The organism is Paenibacillus sp. B2(2019), from assembly GCF_008370385.1.
In the GTDB taxonomy this organism is placed as follows: Bacteria; Bacillota; Bacilli; order Paenibacillales; family Paenibacillaceae; genus Paenibacillus_AQ.
This window is the reverse complement of sequence record NZ_VTZR01000020.1, coordinates 202,337-222,699: the sequence shown is the minus strand read 5'-3', so window position 1 is coordinate 222,699 and position 20,363 is coordinate 202,337. Positions and strand designations below refer to the sequence as shown.

At 44.3% G+C, this 20,363-nt stretch carries 13 protein-coding genes; 10 read left to right on the top strand and 3 right to left on the bottom strand.

Annotation, left to right across the window (positions count from 1 at the left end):
- Nucleotides 1-181: 181 nt before the first annotated feature.
- The 4 genes from PAENI_RS18685 (at nt 182) to PAENI_RS18670 (ending at nt 11,398) form a co-directional block, all read left to right on the top strand.
- Nucleotides 182-6,037: an S-layer homology domain-containing protein gene (locus tag PAENI_RS18685; RefSeq protein ID WP_149646294.1), complete on the top strand. Its 5,856-nt coding sequence runs from the start codon at nt 182-184 to the stop codon at nt 6,035-6,037.
- 414 nt (nt 6,038-6,451) lie between these two features.
- Nucleotides 6,452-8,212 carry a CHASE2 domain-containing protein gene (locus tag PAENI_RS18680; RefSeq protein WP_149646293.1) on the top strand — a complete coding sequence of 587 codons (1,761 nt, stop codon included), beginning with the start codon at nt 6,452-6,454 and terminating at the stop codon, nt 8,210-8,212.
- The gene (locus PAENI_RS18675; protein WP_149646292.1) at nt 8,209-9,894 is read left to right on the top strand and encodes a FecR family protein; all 1,686 of its coding nucleotides are present in this window, start codon (nt 8,209-8,211) and stop codon (nt 9,892-9,894) included. The genes PAENI_RS18680 and PAENI_RS18675 overlap by 4 nt, the downstream gene beginning before the upstream one ends.
- 34 nt (nt 9,895-9,928) lie before the next feature.
- A complete protein-coding gene (locus PAENI_RS18670; RefSeq protein WP_149646291.1) occupies nt 9,929-11,398 on the top strand; it encodes a stalk domain-containing protein in 1,470 nt (489 codons plus the stop codon).
- Nucleotides 11,399-11,460: 62 nt separating this feature from the next.
- On the opposite strand, the gene PAENI_RS18665 is transcribed toward PAENI_RS18670, so the two are convergent.
- The 3 genes from PAENI_RS18665 to PAENI_RS18655 are packed head-to-tail and all read right to left on the bottom strand — an operon-like array spanning nt 11,461 to nt 13,953.
- A complete protein-coding gene (locus tag PAENI_RS18665; protein ID WP_149646290.1) occupies nt 11,461-12,378 on the bottom strand; it encodes a metal ABC transporter substrate-binding protein in 918 nt (305 codons plus the stop codon).
- The gene (locus PAENI_RS18660; protein ID WP_149646289.1) at nt 12,375-13,217 is read right to left on the bottom strand and encodes a metal ABC transporter permease; all 843 of its coding nucleotides are present in this window, start codon (nt 13,215-13,217) and stop codon (nt 12,375-12,377) included. The genes PAENI_RS18665 and PAENI_RS18660 overlap by 4 nt, the downstream gene beginning before the upstream one ends.
- The gene (locus PAENI_RS18655) at nt 13,210-13,953 is read right to left on the bottom strand and encodes a metal ABC transporter ATP-binding protein (RefSeq protein WP_218640868.1); all 744 of its coding nucleotides are present in this window, start codon (nt 13,951-13,953) and stop codon (nt 13,210-13,212) included. The genes PAENI_RS18660 and PAENI_RS18655 overlap by 8 nt, the downstream gene beginning before the upstream one ends.
- Nucleotides 13,954-14,359: 406 nt before the next feature.
- Between PAENI_RS18655 and PAENI_RS18650 the strand changes: the two genes are divergently transcribed.
- The 6 genes from PAENI_RS18650 to PAENI_RS18625 all read left to right on the top strand — a co-directional run bounded on the left by PAENI_RS18650 (nt 14,360) and on the right by PAENI_RS18625 (nt 20,338).
- On the top strand, nt 14,360-14,911 hold the full coding sequence (locus PAENI_RS18650; RefSeq protein ID WP_149646374.1) for a MarR family winged helix-turn-helix transcriptional regulator: 552 nt from the start codon (nt 14,360-14,362) through the stop codon (nt 14,909-14,911).
- Between the two features lie 28 nt (nt 14,912-14,939).
- Nucleotides 14,940-16,394, top strand: a complete 1,455-nt coding sequence (locus PAENI_RS18645) for an aryl-sulfate sulfotransferase (RefSeq protein WP_149646288.1) — start codon at nt 14,940-14,942, stop codon at nt 16,392-16,394.
- Between the two features lie 22 nt (nt 16,395-16,416).
- Nucleotides 16,417-17,448, top strand: a complete 1,032-nt coding sequence (locus PAENI_RS18640; protein ID WP_262495647.1) for an ABC transporter substrate-binding protein — start codon at nt 16,417-16,419, stop codon at nt 17,446-17,448.
- Between the two features lie 11 nt (nt 17,449-17,459).
- Nucleotides 17,460-18,236: an ABC transporter ATP-binding protein gene (locus PAENI_RS18635; protein WP_149646287.1), complete on the top strand. Its 777-nt coding sequence runs from the start codon at nt 17,460-17,462 to the stop codon at nt 18,234-18,236.
- 18 nt (nt 18,237-18,254) lie between these two features.
- On the top strand, nt 18,255-19,031 hold the full coding sequence (locus PAENI_RS18630) for an ABC transporter permease (protein WP_149646372.1): 777 nt from the start codon (nt 18,255-18,257) through the stop codon (nt 19,029-19,031).
- 194 nt (nt 19,032-19,225) lie between these two features.
- Nucleotides 19,226-20,338, top strand: a complete 1,113-nt coding sequence (locus tag PAENI_RS18625; RefSeq protein WP_149646286.1) for an ABC transporter substrate-binding protein — start codon at nt 19,226-19,228, stop codon at nt 20,336-20,338.
- The last annotated feature ends 25 nt before the right edge of the window (nt 20,339-20,363 follow it).

Sequence of the window (20,363 nt, the reverse complement as noted above, 5' to 3'; positions counted from 1 at the left end):
AACTTATTTCTATTATAACCCGGAAAGCTGAGCTGAAGCTTAAACAATATTTAAGATAACCTAAAGATTTAACATTGAAATGATATAGCGATAATATACCCCTAGTATAATTTCCAGATGATCTAAATTGCATATTTATGCAGAAGGGTCACAATCAAACTTACGGGGAGTGTTCGGAGTTTTGAGAATAACAGCAAAAGCTAAACGTTTTCTATCCAGCGTAATTGCAAGTAGTTTGATGTTGGGGATCATGGTTCCAGCAGGATTTGCGGAAGAACAGCAGCCGGATACAGAGCAGACATCTTCCGAATTAGGAGCACATTTTGATGAACAGGTTGAGCTCAACACGCTTTTAAGTCAACCGACTGTAATGACAGATGTATACGCGACACCAACCAATCCAGGCTCTTTACTTATTACAGAGGTTGTTCCGGATACTAAAAATGTAAAAGGCGCGGATGGTAGCTCTGTAGATGGATACGAATTTGTTGAGGTTTACAATAATACGGACGAGCCGGTTAACTTTAAGGATTATTATTTCTTTTATAATGACAAAGATACTTGGACACCAAATGGCGATGCGGTCATACCGGCGCATGGAAATATCGTCTTCTGGATTATGAACGGCAATAATCTGAGTGTTCCTGCCGAAGATTTCATCAAAAACTTTAATCCTTCAGCATCTCTGCAGGAAGGTGTAAACCTGTTCCGTATTAACGGTGGCGGTGGTATGGCAAACACTTCTCCGCGCAACTTACAAATTAAAAGTAAAGCAGGAGATGCTCTTATTGTCTCTGCTTCTTATGGAAAAGAACAGGTGAAGGAAAACAACGGGATTTTCTATAAGTATTCGCAATCCGACAGCTCTATGATGAGTCTCATGGCGATTTCGGGAACGGTTGCGGCTACACCAGGAACCGTAGATCCAGAGCAACTGCCTGAGCTAGTGCCTGGAGACAAGCAACCGGTAATTGAACACCACTCGCAGAGCAGTGTGGATCCAGCGGATCTTCCCATTGCTGCGAAGATTACGAACCTAGAGATTGGACCAGACGGAACGCTACCGGTAGTGAAGTTGCAATACGGCTCTCCTTCTCAGGTGAAAGATACGGTAATCACCATGACCTCAAAAAGCGAGGGGGAATATACGGCCGTGATTCCTGCGGCTGCACTGGAAGAACCAGAACTGCACTACAGCATTCGTGTAAACAATGTAACAGAGAGCTATTCTGTTCATGTAAATCTGCCTGCATTCGATTCGAATAATGTGCCGCCGCTGTTAATTACAGAGCTTCTGCCCAATTCGACGAATGTAAAAGGAACGAGCAGCGATGCTTTTGAATTCATTGAGGTATATAACAATACTGATGCACCGATTGATTTTAAAAACTACAAGATCTATTATCGCTATCCTGATAAAGGAAATGCTTCCGATGTGAAGTGGCCCTCTACGAAAGAGAGTTTTGTAATTCCTGCACAGCAGTCCGTAGTGTTCTGGGTTATTAATAGTGCTAACAGTACATACACCGCTAGTGATTTTAATACAGAATTCAACACTAATCTGATGGATGGCACAAATCTCTTTCAAATCAAAAGCGATGGGATGGCGAACTCTGGCCGCCGGGCCGTCGTAATCAAAAGTAATACCGAGAAAGAAATTTCCTCTGCGTGTTATGATGCTGATCTTACCTATGATGGTGGGGCTAAAGGTGACGACACCAAAGAAAATAAAGCCCTTCTATACAAGTATCCTGTGAATGGGCAAAGTAAAATGCTCAAGATTAGTACAGGATCAGCGGTTCCGTCACCAGGGCAGGTAGATGTTGCACTGCTTCCTAACACACCGATCCATGTGGATCCGGATACCGAAAATCCGACGGTAAATGATCTGACTGCTGTAACGGAGATTGATCAATCGATGAGTCTGGATTTGAAGGCTTTCGCGGATGACAATAAAGCCGTTACGTCTGTAGAAGTAAGGGTAGCTTCGGATAAGCAGCCTGATTTTGTCAGCCATAATCTATCCCAAGACTTTAACGATAGCTTGTATCATTATAAATTGTCGTCTGCTGATTTGATCGGCAGAAATGAAATACAGTATTATTTCGTCGTTTCTGATGGCACGAATGAGACCGAATCTCCGGTAATGAAAGTGAAAATTACAGGTGGTCCAGATCAATCATCACTTCGTTTGAATGTGAAGGATGGGCAATTCATTAATGGCTCTATGACGGTAAAAGGAACCTCTGCTACCGCAAAGGCTGATGAAGTGGGCCTGAGCATCGACAATAAGGTGCTTGGCAATAACGAGGTATATGCCGCGCTTGAGAATGATGCTTACTTTGTATTTGATGCGAAGAATGTAGATTATTATTTCAAAAACGGTATCACCATGGGACCAGAAGAATTAGGGGATGCGAGTATTCTATACACCTTTATGGACCCGATTACTACGTATACGACCTTGACCTTCCCGATCTCCTCTGCCGCTTTACAAGTGGGCAAGGATAATGTGATCTACATTCGGGCGGGCTCTAAATCATCGCCTTTTGACCCTCGTCCCGAGGAGAATAAAGATGATTTTGAAGTAAAGAATGTGCGCCTATTACTTGCAGACGGTACTGAGGTTTGGGACCCTGCTTATGCAGAACGTGATAAAGAAATTAAGATGGGGGACAGCGCAGGTAAGCATGAATCCATCGGCTTCCGGTTCGATCTGAAATCTGATTTGTTCCGTTCGAAGGCTTATAACTGGAATACTACAGAAGTAACGGACGGAGAACATAAAGTAACAGTGACCGAAGGTGGATCCAAGGTATCGTCAAACGTAGTTGTAGACAACACGCCACCATCCATTAAAGCATCGATTGAAGATGGAAAAACTTATCGTGGTAATTTCGTAATTACTGCTGAGATCAAGGATACTTACGCAGGTGTAGATAAAGTTAGCGTGAAGCTGGATGGCAATGTTATTGAACTGCCGTATGCTACTTCATCCGGAAGGTTGTCGGGTGGAGACCATACGCTTTCTATCACCGCATTGGATAAGATAGGTAATCAGGTGGAAAAGGTAATTACATTCCATGTACCGAATGAAAATCCATTTGCACCACTCCTGATCTCACCTCAGAACTGGGAGATTGGTGTGGGCACGAATCCAACTTTGAAGGTTAAGGTTGAAGATCCTAACCAGGATAAGATGGATGTTACCTTCTATAGAGGCTTCAAGTACGATGGTAACCATCCAGAGCAAGGATTTACTGGATTTAAGAACGCATCCGATACAGAACCGCCGAAGCAATCCGTTCCTGCGGGCGAAGAAGCCCTTAGCAGTGACGAATACAGCAAAATAAGTGCAGTTGACGGACAGTACTTAATTAACGATGCTGTTGATCAATTCCCATATCAGCGCTATGAAATTAAGCTGGATGAATCGGTGAAGGCTTCAGATCGTGTGGATATTGAATGGAAGGGTAATTCACTTCCAGGTCGTAAAGTAAGTCTCTACGCGTGGAGTCCTGCTGAAGAGAAGTGGATACAGCTGGATCATTTGATTGCTGGTACTGAGGATTTTGAACTGAAATCTACGGTGACTGTTGGAGAATTCGCTAGCGGAGATAGCATTGCTATCATGGTTCAGGATGAGATTGCGTCCGCGACTAAGACTGCACCTACAGTTACGCAGGATACCTATGATTTTTCTTTTGTATGGATGTCTGATACGCAATATTATTCTCAAAGCTACCCTTACATTTATCAGAAAAATGTAAAGTGGATTGCCGACAATAAGGATAATTTGAACTTGAAATATGTAATTCATACCGGAGATATTGTGGATAAATCCTATCAGGAGTATGAGTGGAAGGAAGCTGACCGGGACATGAAGGTTCTGGAGGAAGCTAACATTCCTTATGGTGTTCTTGCAGGTAATCATGACGTAGGCCATCAAACCGGGGATTACACGAAATTCTGGGAGTATTTTGGAGAGTGGAGATTCAAGAATATGCCGACCTTCGGTGGCTCTTATGACAACAACAGGGGCCATTACGATTTATTGTCTGCGAATGGAAATGATTTTGTTATTGTATACATGGGCTGGGGACTTGCTGAAGAAGAAATTGAATGGATGAATGAGATCGTTGCTCGTTATCCAGAACGTAAAGCGATTCTTTGTCTTCATGAATACCTGCTCGTATCTAATAACCGCGCACCGATTGCCGATACGATCTTTGAAAAGGTTGTAAAACCTAACAAGAACGTAATCGCAGCTTTGTCCGGTCATTATCATGATGCGGAGCTTAAGGTAGATGAGTTGGATGATAATGGAGATGGCATTGCGGACCGCAGTGTATATCAAATGCTGGCAGATTATCAAGGTGCCGAAGAGGGTGGACTTGGTTATATTCGTCTGCTTCAGTTCGATGTAGCTAACAACAAGCTTCGTGTGAAGACTTATTCGCCTTACTTGGATGATTATAATTATTATGATGAAAATGAGTTCCCTGGCAAAGATGAGTTCGTACTAGATCTCGATCTGCAGCCTGTAACCAAACGTGTAGCTACCGATTACATTGGAGTTAAGGTTTACAGTGATCAGACAATCGCGACCAATCAGCAAGTAGAGAGCGGTACGGAGACTCAGGTCACTTGGAGTAAGCTTAATCCAGAAAGCTACTACCAGTGGTATACAAAAGTCGAGGATGATAACTCTGGTAGTGTGCTTTCAGACATTTGGGGCTTCTACACTGGGAAAGAGAATGTAACACCGACACCAGAGGTGACACCAACACCGACACCAGAGGTGACACCAACACCAACACCAGAGGTAACATCGGCACCTCCAGTAGTTTTACCAGTGCCAACAGTGATTCCAACGCCTACAGCCACACCTGGAGCGGGAAAAGGAAACATTGAACTGGCATTAGGAAGTAATGGAACGTATACAGCTGATCCGTCAGCCTTGAAGAAGCTGATAGAGGAAGCTGCTACAGGGGGAAGCCTAAAGATTAGCGTAGGCGGAGCAACCTCGGCTCAAGATCAGATTAGAATTGCTCTTGATGCAGCGGCCGTTCAACAGGCTGCCGACAAGAAGCTGAATCTGAATATTGTATCTTCCAGCGTTACATTAAGCGTACCAACAAGCTCTTTACCAGCGATCCCGGCCGGAAGTGACATGCTGCTGCTGAGCGTTGATACAAGTACGACAGCTGTACAAAGCAATGTCGCTGGAATGAGTCCATCCAAGGCTACCGTGACGCTGAACCTCAGTACCACAGCAGGAGGCAAAGAAACGGCTATCCACCAGCTTAAAGGTGCTGTTACGATTACCCTGACGCTGACGAAGGAACAGCTTGCTAAGCTCGATACAGATTTTGCGGGTGTCTATTATGTAAATGGCAGTACCTTGGAATATTTGGGTGGAGTGTTTAAAGGCAATACCGTTACCTTTACAACAGATCATTTCTCTTCCTTCGCGGTACTGGAATACCATAAGCAATTTAGTGATACCGCTGGTCACTGGGCAGAGCTGTACATTTCCAAGCTGACGGCTAAGCATGTGATTAAGGGTATCGACGATACGCACTATGGTCCACAAGCGAATGTAACCCGTGCAGATTTTGTTACACTAGCCATTCGTTCACTCGGATTGAATGAGACAAGTGAAACTACGGGGAACGGTGCTTTTGCTGATGTATCAAAAGATGCTTATTATGCATCATCGATAGACAAAGCTGTCCAGCTTGGACTCATCCAAGGCAGTGATGGCAAGTTCCGTCCTAAAGATGCAATTACACGTGAAGAAGCGGCTGTTGTCCTGCAGAAATTAATACAATACAAAGCTGGAGTGCAGTCTTCCATTGCTGCTACTGCAAGCTTTAAGGATATGAACAGCGTATCAGAGTGGGCGAAGCAAGCGGTAAGTGAATTGAAAGCTAAGGGAATCCTTGACGGTAAGGGCGACAATAATTTCGATCCTCGTGGCAAAGTAACCCGTGCTGAAATTGCAAAACTGTTATATGGAATAATCAATTTATAAGAATAGTATGGCAAAGGCAGGCAGAGGTAACTCTGGCCTGCTTTTTGTCATTTTTTGCACTCTATATTCCTTTTCTTCTAGCAAAGCAGGAAATTCTTACTATTCATATGATTTTTCATATATAATATTTTTGAATAAATTTTTAATAGACAAAATCTAGCTTCCTGCTGGCAGTCATAATAATATCTTTCGTTGTTACACTAGTTATTCACGATGATCCGGCAGTTATTCTCCTTGTTACGGCACTTCTTCCAATTGGCGCAGGAATGGATATTCATCCATGATTGCTTGTATTCCTTATTCTGATATCCACTGCCCCCTTCTTCTTTGCTTATCAATTACCAACGTATTTGAACGCTTATTATAGCGCTGGCTCGGACTCATTCCATAATACATAGATTGGAGAAACGAACCTTGAGAGTAAAGTTAGCACATATTTTGCTTCTACTTACGGTGATTTTTGCGGTTCTACTGTATAGAGGGAGTCTTGACTCCATTGATCATCTGTTACAAGACCGCGTGATGCAGCACGAGCGGTCTGTGGATACTACGATTGCTATCATCGGGATAGACGATCAGAGCTTGGAGGACTTTGGCAGCTGGCCGTGGAGCAGAAATGTTCATGCACAGCTGTTAGATACGCTCTCCGAGGGACATCCAGCAGTGATCGGTTTTGACCTTACGTTCCCTGTAGGCTCGGAGGACCCGGAGGCGGATACAGAATTCGCTGCGGCTGTGGCCCGTGCGGGGAATGTAGTTTTGCCGGTATATGGCACATTTGCGCCAAATACCGAGCAGGGAAAGATCGAAGCGCTGGAGCTATCCCAGCCGTTTGAGGCTTTGCGGAAGGCCGCGGCTGCAACCGCCCATATCAATACTATTACCGATACTGATCGAGTGGTGCGTAAGGCTCTTTATTCTTTTGACTATGAAGGGGAGTCTATTCACAGCTTGTCATGGACGGTCTACCAGAAATATCGAGAGGCGATGGGGGGCACTGCTGATCCGCAGAAACTCCCACTGGATGACTTTGGGCGCTTTTATATCCCTTATTCAGGTGGCAATGGCGACTTTGAGGAGATTCCTTATTCGGCGGTTCTTAGCGGAGAGGTTCCACCATCTTATTTTGAGAATAGAATTGTGCTTATAGGGCCCTATGCTACAGGGTTTAAGGATGACTTCCTAACACCAATTAGCGGAAAAAATACGTTATATGGTGTGGAAATTCATGCAAATATCATTCAATCTCTACTGGACGATAATTATAAGCGGGTACTGGATTGGAAGTGGAACGAGGTAGTGTTGCTTTTTGTTGCGCTCCTAGCCTATCTACTATTCCGTAAAGTGAAGATGCTATATTCCTACGCGGTCATTGTGGTCATCATTGCACTTCTTATCTTTGCAGGTCGTTTTTTCTATGACCAAGGGATAGTAATTTCACTGGGTTATGTGATTCCCTTTCTAATCGTTAGTTGTATTATCGTAATAGCTTTTCAATATTTAGAAGAACTGATGGAGAAACGTAGAGTTACGGATATTTTTGGTCGATATGTTGCTCCGCAGGTTGTCGATCAAATTCTCAAGAACGGTCAAGAAGGGCTGAAGCTGGGAGGAAGCCGCAGAGAGCTAACCCTGTTATTCGTTGATATTCGCGGGTTCACTCCGTTATCGGAGGCTGCTGAACCAGAGGAGATTGTTGAGATTCTGAATGAGTATCTGGATCTGACTGCGGGTTGTATTTTTAAGTATGATGGCACGCTGGACAAGTTTATCGGGGATGCCACGATGGCGATCTTTAATGCTCCGTTGCTGCTGGAGGATCATCCAATGCAAGCGGTGAAGGCGGCGTGGGCGATGAAGGAAGGCTCGGCTGCGGTGGAACAAAAGCTGTTCGAACGGTTTGGTCTTGTAGTGAAATTCGGTATCGGGGTGCATACTGGTCCAGCTGTATTCGGGAATATCGGCTCCAAGACCCGGATGGATTATACAGCGATTGGCGACACCGTCAACACGGCAGCCCGTCTGGAAAGCAATGCGAAGCCTGGACAAATCCTCATCAGTGAGGCTACCTACGCTTTTGTAAAAGATAGAGTATCAGCCGTTTCATTAGGAGAGATCAAGGTAAAGGGCAAGGAACAAGGAATCAGTGTCTATGAACTGGAGGGATTGAGATGAGGTCGTTAAAGCTTACACTGTCGTTTATGCTGTTGTTCAGTATTCTTTGGCCAGCAGTTGTCACAGAGGCGAAGGATAGCGTCAAAGTTGGGAAAATAACTGCGGTCTCAGGCAAGTCTGAAGTGAAAAAGAGCGGCGGAACGAAGAAATTCAACGCTTTTAAAGGAATGGCGATTACCCAAGGTGATACGATTATAACAGGCAATGATGGGCAAATTAGCCTCGATCTTGATGCTAACAAAGAAGTTACGATCGGAGCTAGTACTACGCTTACCATTAGCCAATTAGTAGAAAGCGCAAAGGCATTGGGCGGTAAGACAAGTCTGAAGCTGCAAAACGGGCAAGTCTTGATCAAGGTGAAAAAGAAACTGGAGGGCGATTCCCGCTTTGAGATTGAGACACCAACGGCTATTATGGGCGTTATGGGTACAGAGTTTTTTGTTAGCGTTAATAGCCAAGGTAACGTAGTCCTTAATAATGGGATAGGGAATAACGGTGATTATCTGGGAGTTCTGGAAGGAACGGTTCATGTAGTTTCGACTATTGATCCCACGCTGATTGAGCGTATGATAACAGCCTCCCAGCAGTTAATTATGGAGAATCAACAATGGATAGAGTCGCAGTTGTCCCTAAATGCATTACCACAATTTGCGCTAGAGCAGCATTTGAAATATCTGAACGAAGAAGATGTATTGGAATTCGAATCGGCTAAGAAAAAAATCGAGCAACTACTCGAGCAAATCAAAGCCGCTATTCCCGTTCACTCAAGTCCGCCTATTCCAACAATTCCACCTCAGATTAACTATGATCTATCTAGTTCAGCTCCCTTAGATATGACGAGACCAACACCGCCGACGAGACCTACACCAACGCCGACACCGGAACCGACGTCAACACCGACGCCGGAGCCAACAGCAACGCCGACGCTGGAACCAACACCAACACCATCGCCGGTACCAACACCGGAGCCAACACCAAATCCGCTAGGTGCGCCTGAGCTAGACCAGCAGGAATTTAGAGAACATATCTATGACTATCTCGTCCGTGATAATGAGATTGTTTTGCCGTTTACAGCACCGTTATTCTTTAATATCGCAGATGACACTAATCCTAATGCTGCGAGGGATGGGGTGAGTGTTACTTTGAATCAAAGTGAGGACAAGCTCGATTTAGGTGAGGTATATATTCGAGAGAATAAGCTTCACATTCAGCTGCGTGAATCACTTCCTTATAGCTCTTTCGTTCAAATCAAGGTGAACGGCGGTTTGTTAAAGAATGCCCTTTCCGGGGGTGAAGTACAGGAAGAGGATCAACTGATAGCAGATGGCGGTTTTACCTACAAGGGAATGATCACTCCGAGTTATTTTAACCATACTGGCCCTATAGGTGAAGGTGAAGCACCAGAATTTATCATCTATTCGCTGGGTTATGATGTAGGGGAGATTAGATATCATTATGAATATTCTGAGGGAGTTCCATCTCCACTAGAAGATACAGATTATGTACTGGATCGTAACGGTGAGAATACCTTTGTGCTTAAACTTACTCCGGAGTTCTTGAATGGATTATTTCCCGAACCTTATATCGTTACCATTCCTCTCGTGAGGATTGAAGATACAGAAAACGGCCCTGTAGAGGTAGTAGTAGACAACCTCCAGATTAGATTATCTTTGTTATTTTAAAGGCGCAATAACCTTCGAGAGGAGAACAAACATAATGAAAAAGGAACTCATCTCCATCGTTTGTGGATTTATGCTCATAAGCGCAGTACCATCTAGCATCGTTACCGCAGAGGCAGTACAACCCGTAAGCGGCAACGTTCAAGGGAGTATAAATCAGAATATCTCTTCTAACGCTGTACTCTCTCTTAAACAGCCATGGGGATTGACTGCTGTATCTGGCAGCAATGATCTCATTATCGTACAGTCCGGAAGCGGTACTATCAGCAAGTGGAGTAATGGTGAGCTGCAGACAGTGGCTGGACAAGGTGCAGAAGGATATATCGATGGGAAGAGTGCAAAGGCCTTGTTTAATCATCCGACGTATACCGCTTCTGACAGTAAAGGCATTATCTATATCAGTGATACCGACAATCATGTCATCCGTAAAATTAAGAATGGAGAAGTATATACCTTCGCAGGAACGGGAGCGGCTGGCTATAAAGATGGACAACCCAATACCGCGCAGTTTAACGCGCCGGGTGGATTGGCAATAGACAGTAATGACAATGTATATGTAGCCGATACGCTGAATCATGTGATTCGCAAAGTTACACCGGAAGGTATTGTGACTACTTTTGCAGGTCAGCAGGGTAATATTGGTGCTTATTTAGATGGTTCGGTAGCTTCGGCCAAATTTAATGAGCCCGTGGGTCTTGTGTTCGATGAAACCGGTAATCTCTATGTGGCTGACAGTGGGAATCAGATGATTCGATTGATTAAAGGCAATATGGTTGAGACCTTTGCGGGCAAAGCAACGACAGTTGATCCAGTGACTGGATATATGGCTGGAGGGTTCCACAATGGAGATCGTCTGTCTGCGCTGTTCAATCGTCCTCGTGGACTCGCCTATGCCGATGGAGTCTTGCTGATTGCTGATAGTCTGAACCATAGGGTTCGGGCCATTCAGAAAGATGGAAGAGTCATCACAGTTGCAGGGCAGGGCACCTTGGGAGATCAAGTTGGAGCATTGGATAAAGTGATGTTTAATCAGCCTTCCGGTGTTGCGTTTGCTTCCGGGAAATTGTATGTGACGGATACGCTGAATAACAAGCTGAAGGTATTGAGTCTCGATTTGCAAGCCCTTAAGCCACTTCGTAGCGAGGGTGATCTGCTCGATGCAGTCTCGCTACTACCAGTGGGTAAGGAGATGCAAGTATGGTTGGACGGAGTACAGGTGAAATTGAATACTAACAATCTACCACTTGAGCAATCCGGCAAAATTTATTTACCGGTTAGAGCGCTATTTAGCGCATGGGGAGCGGACATTCGTTGGGATTCGGCAAGCAAAGAGACGATGATTAGCAAAGGGGAGTGGACACTTTCCCTAAAGCCAGATGCAAGTCTTAATGTGCAAAACATAAAGGGCACTTTGTATGTGGCAGCCGATTATTTGCCGACGGTTTCAGCTTTTATGCAGGTATATGATGAGGACAGTCACGCAATTGTGCTGGAAAGTGGCCAATAATCATTCGGTTTATCCTTTAAAAGAGAGTTAAGGCTGTCGAGAAAAATCTCGACAGCCTTTTTTTATGACGACAATCCTTCAACGACTTTATCAATATTCCATTTAATCATCTTAATGTATGTGTCGCCTTCTTCGCCTTTCTTAGCTAAAGAATCGGTGAAAATCTTAGAATGTATCGGTAAACCCGTTTCATTGGAGATGGTTTCCATTGTTTTCGGATTAACGCTCGTTTCCAGAAATAAAGCCGGCACTTGATTTTCATCAATGACTTTAATTATATTTTTCATTTGTTCTGGGGTTCCTTGACTATCGGTATTGATTTCCCAAATAAATGCGGATTCAAATCCGTAGGCTTTTGAAAAATATTTAAATGCCCCTTCGCTTGTAACCAAAATACGTTTCTCCTGCGGGACTTTTTCTACCGATTCTTTTGCATATTGATCCAATTCATTAAGTTTCTTAACATATTCTGATTGGTTATTTAGATAAAATTCTTTGTTGTCCGGATCTTTTTCGATTACATGTTTAGTGATGATATCTACATATTTAATAGCATTCTGAACATCGAGCCAGGCATGAGGATCTTCTTGAGTTTCTTTGCCTTTTTCTGTTAGGTACATTGGAGTTACTTCATCTGAGACGGCAAAAGCGACATCCTTTTTATTAGTGACATCAAGAAGGTCTTGGAACCACCCCTTACCTGTTTCCAGGTTCAATCCGTTATAAAAAACTAAATCTGCGCTAGATACTTTACTCGTATCCTTCGGTAATGGATCATACATATGCGGGTCTGTTCCGATGGGAACCATGCTATAGACCTCGGCTTTCTCCCCTACAATGTTTTCGGTCATATCCGCGATAATGGAGTAGGTTGCAACAATCTTCAACTTGTCATGGTCTGCTTCTCCCTCACTAACATTTGAACATGCGGTAAATAGCAAGATGAACATTGTCAAAGAGAGCATCTTTATTGTTTTCATCCTTGTTTCAACCCTTTCCTTAGAAAATTATTTTTGGGCGAGATAATAAATGATATAGCAAACAAACTTACGCCTACCAGAACAATGGTGGCACTTGTAGGTAAATTGAATCTAAAGCTAATGATCACACCTATAATTCCAGATACAGCGCCGATGGTAGAAGCCAGGACAATCATGTGGATCAGCTTATTCGTCCAAAGATAAGATGTAGCTGCTGGAATAACTAGCATTGCAATCACAAGCACAATGCCTACTTGAGATAATGAGGACACAGTAACCACGGATAACAGCATCATCAATAAATAATGATAGAATCCCGTTTTTAAACCAAATGCCTTAGAGACGACAGGATCAAACGAACTAATTAACAGCTCTTTATACAACAACGAAATGATGGCTATAACAACAAGCATGATAATAAATGATTGCGTTAACTCAGACTGCGGGACGGCCAAAATGTTACCAAATAAAATATGGGTTAGATCAAGCCCGCTCTTGGCGAAAGTGATTAAGACAATTCCTAGAGCGAAAAATGAGCTGAGAATAATTCCGATCGAGGTATCACTTTTGATATTGCTGCGACTTGTTATGAATTGAATGAGGATGGCCGCTAAAAGTCCAAACAATGAAGCTCCCACAAGAATGTTAATCCCTAAAATATAAGATAACGCCACACCTGGTAATACAGCATGAGACAAAGCATCGCCCATTAATGACATCTTTCTGAGTACAATAAAACTTCCTAAAACCCCTGAAACAATACCAAGAATGATAGCAGACAATCCGGCGTTAAGCGCATAGATCGGAATGTTTAATAATGATGAGAAATAGTCAATCATTTTCGGTGCCCCCCATTCCTTTGATTACAAGATTACCTAAGGAAGCCCCGTAAGCATTGAGGATATTGTCGGCTGTAAAGGTGTCTTTCACATCGCCAAAAGCAATAAGCTTTTTATTGAGAATGATTACTTTGTCAAAGTATTCTTCGACTTCATGTAAATCATGATGAACGATCAATATGGTTTTCCCTTCTTCGCGAAGCTGTTTAAGCAGTTTTACAATAATTTTCTCACTGACTAGATCTATGCCGACAAAAGGTTCGTCTAAAAAAAATACATCTGCTTTTTGGGCAAGCGCTCTGGCAATAAAAACTCTTTGTAGTTGTCCTCCAGACAAATTACTAATTTGTTTATTTGCAAGATCACTTATATCTACCATGGCCATACATTCCTCGACGCGTTGCCGCTCTTTTTTCCCGGGGCGCTGGAAAATTCTTAAGTTTGGATAGGTTCCAGTTAGCACTGTATCGTTCACTGTGATTGGAAAAGTAAGGTCAATATCATTTTTTTGCGGTACATATGCGATCTTCCGTTTATACTCAGAAATGTCTTTTCCCTCTACCCTCACCGTTCCGCTTCTTTTCTTGATTACTTCTAACAATGACTTAATGAATGTCGATTTTCCTGCACCATTTGGCCCGATAATTCCGATGGTGTACCCAAAGGGGATATCGATATTTACATTTTCTAGCGCTGAATTACCGAAATAATCCACGTTTAGGTTTCTAATTTCAATCATTAAAAAGCTCCTCGTCTTGAAATTTATTGATTTGTTTCCTATTGGAAACATTTATTTTAATTATCTAATTTGTTTCCCTGGGTAAACATTTATTCTTAGGTACAATATATTTAACAATGGGCAAAATGTCAATGAAAAAGCTTAAAATTTATTTGATTTTGAATTAGTACAAGCATGCGATCTGCACCGGTATCGGGGTAATTTTTTTAGAATTAAAAATACATACTTGACAGGTAGGAATAAAGGGTTATATGATATCATCAATACTTAAACACTAATTAAATGAACAGTGAAATAATTTATCTGAGCCGATTGGACCGCCAAAGGCTCCCGCACTTTTCCCTTGCCAGGGAGTTGTGCTGGGAGTCTTTTTTTGATGGCTATGGAGAGAGATGAGGTAAGAATGAGCGATACGTATTGGAGACAGCTGGAAGAGACGGACTGGGTATTCCGCAAGGTGGTCCGCAGATTTGTAAAGGAACGGGATAAGGTTACAGTAGCAGGCATCTCTTTACCCGGCATGCTGATTCTACATAAAATCATTCGCGAGGGTGAACAGCGGCTTGGGGATTTAGCAGATGAACTGGACTTTACGTCAGGTGCGATCACAGCTTTGAGCGATAAGCTTGAGGCAGGCGGATTTACTGTACGCAGACGTAAGGAAGGGGACCGTAGGACGGTGATGCTGGACATCACAGACAAAGGCCGGAAGATGGCAGAGCTTAACAGCAACATTGGGGAACGATGTATTCCGCTTCTGTTTGAGGGGTTCACGGAAGAGGAATTGGTGCAGCAAAGTCACTTTTATCAGCGGATCATTAGCAATCTCGAAGGATTCTCAGACATCTTGCTGAAGCTGGTGAAGGAGAATGCTGAGGCTGAAGCTGAAGCTTCTCCAAAACTTGAACAGAAGCCACGAGCAGTCACAAAGAAAAGTAATTATCTTAGCTATTAAAATAAATTAAATGTAGGAGAGATGAACGATGGGACATTCAACCATATTTCCAACTGGAGCAACCGTATATAATCCGAGCAAAGCGTGGAGTGGCTATACCGTATTTCAAGCGGGTGAAGAAGGCGTTGTACTGATTGATATGAACGGTAAAGAAGTGCATTTGTGGAAGGGGCTGCTCGGGTTTCCGGCTAAAATCTTCCCTGGTGGTTATGTGCTAGGCAGTACAGGAAGGAGAGATCCCAAATTTGGCATTCAGGATAATGTAGATCTGGTGCAGGTCGATTGGGACGGTAACATCGTATGGAAATATAACAGCTATGAACATATAGAAGATCCGGGTTATGAACCGCTCTGGTATGCCCGCCAGCATCATGACTATCAGCGCGAGGGCAATCCAGTAGGTTATTTTGCACCAGGGCTAGAGCCTAAGGTTGACGGTGGCAAAACCCTAATCCTCGCTCACAAAAATATCTACAACCACCAAATCTCCGACAAGCAGCTGCTGGATGACACGATTATCGAAGTGGATTGGGAAGGGAATATCGTTTGGGAGTGGGCTCCGAATGAACATTTTGCAGAGCTAGGCTTTGATGAAGCAGCGAAAAACGTCTTATTCCGTGATCCTAACTCTCGCTCCTTCGGGAATCTGGGGGGCGGTGTGGGTGACTGGTTGCATATTAATTCAGCTTCGTATGTAGGACCTAATAAGTTTTACGATGCAGGCGATGAGCGTTTCCATCCAGATAACGTGATCTGGGATGCACGGGAAGCGAATATTATCGCAATTACAGATAAGCGTACCGGGGCTATCGTGTGGAGAATCGGTCCAGACTACTCACTGCCAGAATTGAAGCATATCGATTGGATCATTGGCCAGCATCATGCGCACATCATTCCGAAGGGCTTGCCGGGAGAAGGAAACCTACTCGTATTTGATAACGGAGGTTGGGGCGGTTATGGTCTTCCCAATCCATCTTCACCCTTTGGGCAAAAAAATGCACTTCGCGACTACTCTCGAATTCTAGAGATTAATCCAGTGACACTCGAAATTGAATGGCAGTATACTGCGGCAGAAGCAGGATTCTCTGTTCCGACGGATTCTTATAAATTCTATAGTCCTTATATTAGCTCCGCCCAGCGGCTTCCGAATGGCAACACCTTAATAACGGAAGGATCTAACGGTAGACTTTTCGAGGTTACGCCAGAGCATGAACTGGTCTGGGAATATATCTCACCGTATAACGATTCCAGAAATACAAACATGGTTTACCGTTCCTATCGTGTGCCTTATGCGTGGGTACCACAGCTGGAGAAGCCGGAAGAACAAGCGATTGAGCCGATAGATGTCACGCAGTTCAGAGTACCAGGGGCCGCGCCTAAAGGTTCGGATTCTGTAGTAAGCGTGGCGACCACCCTGCCGTTTGTTGAGGGGGCTGCTTGTGTGGCGACGACTGATGAAGGTAGTAGCCGCAAAGCCAACTAATACATTTGAGGGGGATGTTGTTGTGAAAAAGTCATGGATCAGCTCAAGCTTTCTGCTCTTATCCTTATCCGTTGTTATCCTATTATCAGGTTGCAGCTCCAAAGGTGATGCGTCGTCCTCTAAAGATGGAGCATTGAACGGCAAAAAAGAGACATTGAAGATTAAAATCGCTGACATCAATACGAATCCAACCTTTCGTGTGGCATTAGATAAAGGTATCTTTGCTAAACACGGGATAGACGCCGAACTAGTCAACTTTGGTTCCCCGGCAGAAGGTGTAAATGCACTCTTCATTAAACAGGTAGATGTGGCTTTCGGGGCGGATTTTCCCCTGCTGAACGCAGTGTCGAAGGGAGATTACGCTATCATCGCCTCTGCGGGTCTGGCGACAGATGAAGCTTCTACAGAATGGAAGCTATTCGTACAGGATGATATCAAGACAGCTGAGGAATTGAAAAGCAAGAAGCTGAGCTTTATTCGTGGAACCTTCATTCCGTACCTTTGGGATGAATATTTAAAAGAGCATAACATCGCGCTCAGTGATGTGGAATTGATAGGGCAGGGAGCCTTTGACGAATCTTATATCGCTTTGAAGCAGGGGGCTGTGGATGGTGCATGGTTCTATGGTTCAGTTCTTAATGATAAGCTGGGTGCCCTTGCAGGCGTACATGAGCTGACGGATATGTCCAAAACAACCGTACGGTTAGGGATGGGCATTGTAGCAGGGAATGATTTTGTAACGAAAAATCCAGAGGGGATTGCGAACTTTCTCGCAGCAGTGGATGAAGCAGGGGGCTATGCCCAGGCCCATCCAGATGAGGTTGCTGATTTGATGTACGAGGAAGTGAAGCAGCCTAAGGAATCGACGATCAAAGATCTTCCGAACAATCCATGGGCGCTCGGATTCACACAGGCGGCGTATGACAGTCTGACTAAGCAGAAGAAATATATGGTCGACACTGGAATCATTGAGAAGGATTTCGATCTGGATAGCAAGCTGAATCTTGAACCGCTTACCAAAGCTTTGCCGGAAGAAGTCACGTATAAGAAATAGGAGGGTTCAGCATGTCATTACCTGCTAAGCAGCACACCATTCATATTGAGCGGCTACGCAAGAGCTACAGTGAGCCAGCCGCTGGAGATGTGCATTATATTATTAAAGATGTGGATCTCGTAATCAAAGGCGGAGAGTTCTTCGTTCTACTCGGTCCAAGTGGCTGCGGAAAATCGACACTGCTGAATATGATCGCCGGATTTGTTTCCAAATCCGGCGGTAACCTTCGGGTGGATAACGAAGAGGTGAATAAGCCTGGCAGAGATCGGGCAGTTGTGTTTCAGCAAGCAGATTCCTCTTTATTCCCTTGGCTGACGGTTCGAGAAAATGTGGAGTTTGGACTGCGAATGAAGAAAATCGCAAAGGCTGAACGGCGCACGATATCGGATAGGTTTATCGGACTTGTAGGACTGAACGGGCATGAGGAAAAGTTCCCGAAGGAGCTATCAGGAGGCATGAAGCAGCGTGTACAGCTGGCACGGGTGCTCGCCAATGATCCGGCAATCCTGCTGATGGATGAACCCTTTGGTGCACTTGATGCGATGACCCGGAGGACGATGCAGAAGGAACTGGTCAACATCTGGCAACAGACGCATAAGACGGTGATTTTTGTAACCCATGATATTCAGGAAGCCTTGCTGTTGGGGGAACGGATCGGCATTATGTCTGTAGGCCCTTCCTCTAACATCACGGACATTTATGACAATACGCTGCCTTATCCACGGGACGTAGCCTCAGCGGAATTTTACTCGCTATACAACCAGATTCAGAGCCATTTCGAAGAATAGGATAGGGTGGGACAGATGATGAAATGGGTGGAAAAGAAATGGGTTTCTGTATCCATACTATGGATTGCCGCACTCTGCGTCTGGCAGCTTGGGGCAATGATCTACGGTCCTGATGTGATCCCTGGACCCTGGAGTACGCTTAAGGGTGGACGGGAACTGCTGGAAGACGGAACTTTGATGCAATATATCGGGATTAGCTTTTACCGGGTGCTAATTGGCTGGGTACTCGGCAGTTTAATGGCAATTCCCGTAGGTCTGATTATTGGAAAGGTGAATGTGATTCGTATCTTTGCAGAGCCTTTTCTGAACTTTATTCGTTTTATCCCGCCGATTGCATTCATTACATTGTTTCTAGTGTGGTTTGGCATTGGGGAGCAGTCGAAGATTGCGTTGATTATGTACGCTACCTTTTTTATTGTGGTGCTGAATACCTTGACCGGTGTGATGTCCGTAGAGGAGGATAAAATCCGCTCAGCCCGCAGTATGGGCGCCAGTGAGTGGCAAATTCTGATTCATGTGATCGTCCCGGCGACGATACCGTATATTTTTACAGGCATCCGGTTAGCGATGGGAACCTCGTATATGGCGATTATCGGTGCGGAAATGATTGCTTCGAACGAAGGTGTAGGTTATCTGATTTGGAATTCCAGGTTGTTTTTCCGGACAGATTGGATCTTCGTAGGGTTATTCTGTCTTGGCTTTATGGGCTTTTTCACGGATCGGTTATTTGGCTGGTTCGGCAAGAAAGTGCTCTATAGATACGGCGTGGTAAGTGTGGCGGCGCGTAGAAGGTAGTATAGCTTTAAGCATAAACACGAGAACCGCCTGAGTGGATCAGGTGGTTTTTTGGTATGTCTTACTTTTTATTTACAAATATTCCTATCCTCCTTAATGCCGCGAAAATAGTACACGCCTATACTGCAATTGGGTGCCTAACAGTTGGAGCATAGAGAAGCCCGCAAATAAGAAATAGGAGTGAAGGGGAAATCATGAAAAAAGGGATCAAAAATCAATTATCGATGGGTCTAATGTTATCCTTGCTCGTCCTGTTGCTTGCTGCTTGTGGAAATTCGGCTAAGGCTGACGAATCAACGAATGGAAATGCTGGCACCAAAGAATTAAGTCTGACCGAGATCGAGAGTAAAGCTAAAGAAGAGGGCAGTGTTATCAGCGTGGGAATGCCGGATTCCTGGGCGAACTGGAAAGATACATGGAGTGATATGAGTAGTAAGTATGGTCTTACACATTCAGATACGGATATGTCGAGCGCGGAGGAAATTGCCAAGTTTGATGCGGAAAAAGATAAACCAACGGCTGACATCGGAGATGTAGGGATCGCTTTTGGATCGGTTGCCGTGGAAAAAGGAGTAACACAACCTTATAAAACGACCTACTGGGATGAGATCCCTGATTGGGCTAAGGATAAGGACGGAAATTGGATTGTCGGCTATCAAGGGACGATTTCGTTTCTGACAAACACCAAGCTCGTGGCTAATCCACCGAAGAGCTGGGAAGATCTGAAGAACGGAAATTACAAAATCATCGTAGGTGATGTAACCAAAGCTGCTCAAGCGCAGATGGCTGTATTGGCCGCAGCGATTGCTTTTGGAGGCGATGAGTCGAACATTGAACCGGGGATTGCTTTTTTCGAAGATTTAGCTAAAAAAGGAAGTCTCTCCAATGCAGAAGCTTCTCTTGCTAACATTGAAAAAGGGGAAGTAGAAGTTACCCTGCTGTGGGATTTCAACGCTTTGAACTATAGAGATCAGATCAACAAAGATGGCTTCGCGGTAGCCATTCCGAAGGAAGGCAGTGTGGTGAGCGGTTATGCAACGATCATCAACAAATATGCGCCGCATCCTAACGCTGCGAAGCTGACACGTCATTACATCCTTAGTGATGAAGGACAGATTAATCTTGCCAAAGGGTACGCTCGTCCGATCCGTGACAGTGTAACACTGCCGGATGATGTTGCGGCTAAACTGCTGCCAAAAGAGGAGTATGTTAACGCTAAGCCTGTTGGCGATTACAAGGTATGGGAAGAAACAGCGAAGACCATTCCACAGTTATGGCAGGAACGTGTGCTTGTGCATTTGAACTAGAATTGTTCTTCCCCCAAAAAAAGAA

Bases quoted from the DNA above. Each gene is read 5' to 3' on its own strand.
- PAENI_RS18675 (WP_149646292.1), top strand. From the start codon at position 8,209: ATGAGGTCGTTAAAGCTTACACTGTCGTTTATGCTGTTGTTCAGTATT.
- PAENI_RS18670 (WP_149646291.1), top strand. From the start codon at position 9,929: ATGAAAAAGGAACTCATCTCCATCGTTTGTGGATTTATGCTCATAAGC.
- PAENI_RS18665 (WP_149646290.1), bottom strand. From the start codon at position 12,378: ATGAAAACAATAAAGATGCTCTCTTTGACAATGTTCATCTTGCTATTT.
- PAENI_RS18660 (WP_149646289.1), bottom strand. From the start codon at position 13,217: ATGATTGACTATTTCTCATCATTATTAAACATTCCGATCTATGCGCTT.
- PAENI_RS18650 (WP_149646374.1), top strand. From the start codon at position 14,360: ATGAGCGATACGTATTGGAGACAGCTGGAAGAGACGGACTGGGTATTC.
- PAENI_RS18645 (WP_149646288.1), top strand. From the start codon at position 14,940: ATGGGACATTCAACCATATTTCCAACTGGAGCAACCGTATATAATCCG.
- PAENI_RS18635 (WP_149646287.1), top strand. From the start codon at position 17,460: ATGTCATTACCTGCTAAGCAGCACACCATTCATATTGAGCGGCTACGC.
- PAENI_RS18630 (WP_149646372.1), top strand. From the start codon at position 18,255: ATGAAATGGGTGGAAAAGAAATGGGTTTCTGTATCCATACTATGGATT.
- PAENI_RS18625 (WP_149646286.1), top strand. From the start codon at position 19,226: ATGAAAAAAGGGATCAAAAATCAATTATCGATGGGTCTAATGTTATCC.